We start from the raw sequence: 1,195 nt of genomic DNA on the forward strand, positions 1-1,195 counted from the left end.
GTGTAATCCCCCCATTTTTAACAGGGTTTAAAAGTAGAGCTTAAGCAGCCTTCATAAGCCATTTAGGTGGAATGCCACCAATGGCGCTGTTTGGCCTCTCATTGTTGTACGTCCATAACCACTTCGTGGCAAGGTATTGTGCGTGCTCGATGGATTCAAATTGATGAAGATCGAGCCATTCATGCCGCGCTGTTCGGTTAAAACGCTCAATATAAGCATTCTGCGTTGGTTTACCCGGCTGAATGAATAAGAGCGTAATTCTATTCTTAGTGGCCCAATTCACAAGCTGCCCCGAGATAAACTCCGGACCGTTGTCACATCGTATGGCCGCCGGCTTTCCTCGCCACTCGATGATCTGCTCAAGAGAACGTATCACTCTGGCACTAGGCAAAGATAGATCCACGTCAATCGCCAATCCTTCTCGGTTGTAGTCGTCCAGAACGTTGAACGTTCTTAACTTGCGACCATCAGATAATCCATCGCTCATAAAATCGATCGACCAGACTTGGTTAGGTGCTGTCGGTACGCTCAACTCATCCGGTTTATCACGAAGGATTCGCTGACGAGGCTTGATCCGAAGATTCAGCTCTAGTTCCCGATAAATGCGATACACCCGCTTGTGATTCCATGTAAATCCCTTCACGTTGCGCAGATACAAATAGCACAACCCAAATCCCCAGCGTTTATTCGCTTGCGTCAGACGTAGCAACCAATCGGCAACCTGCTTGTTCTCGGCCGAGAGCTTACTCTCGTATCGGAAACAGGTCTCGCTGATTCCCAAACAGATCACGCCAAGCGAATCGAGATACGGTGCTTCTCGATGGCTTGCTTGGCCATCTCTCGACGTTGAGATGGCTTTACAGCTTTCCCTCAAGCGCTTCCTGTCGAATCATGGCCTTGAGCCGTTCTTCGGCATACATTTTCTTGAGTCGCGAATTCTCTGCCTCTAACTCCTTTAAACGCTTCATCATAGAGGCGTCCATACCGCCATACTTAGCACGCCACTGATAGATAGAGGCTGAGCTGACGTTGTGCTCTCGGGCAAGATCTGGGATCGACACCCCAGCTTCATGCTGCTTTAAAATCGCCATGATCTGGCTTTCGGTAAAACGTGATTTTTTCATAGATCGCTCCTGATACGTTGATCATAAAACTCTCTACTTAAAACCCCAATCATTTTTCGGGGGGATTACAA

General features: G+C 48.1%; 2 protein-coding genes. Both read right to left on the minus strand.

Annotation, left to right across the window (positions count from 1 at the left end; translation table 11 throughout):
* Positions 1–40 precede the first annotated feature (40 nt).
* Positions 41–874, minus strand: a complete 834-nt coding sequence (locus FJM67_RS17340; RefSeq protein WP_235890107.1) for an IS3 family transposase — start codon at positions 872–874, stop codon at positions 41–43.
* On the minus strand, positions 858–1,124 hold the full coding sequence (locus FJM67_RS17840) for a transposase (RefSeq protein ID WP_235890108.1): 267 nt from the start codon (positions 1,122–1,124) through the stop codon (positions 858–860). Before FJM67_RS17840 ends, FJM67_RS17340 begins: the two co-directional genes overlap by 17 nt.
* Positions 1,125–1,195: the final 71 nt, after the last annotated feature.

The organism is Maribrevibacterium harenarium (assembly GCF_006385675.1).
In the GTDB taxonomy this organism is placed as follows: Bacteria; Pseudomonadota; Gammaproteobacteria; order Pseudomonadales; family Marinomonadaceae; genus Marinomonas; species Marinomonas harenarium.

Excerpts from the sequence above, each read along its gene's own strand:
- FJM67_RS17840 (WP_235890108.1), bottom strand. The coding sequence starts at position 1,124 with ATGAAAAAATCACGTTTTACCGAAAGCCAGATCATGGCGATTTTAAAG.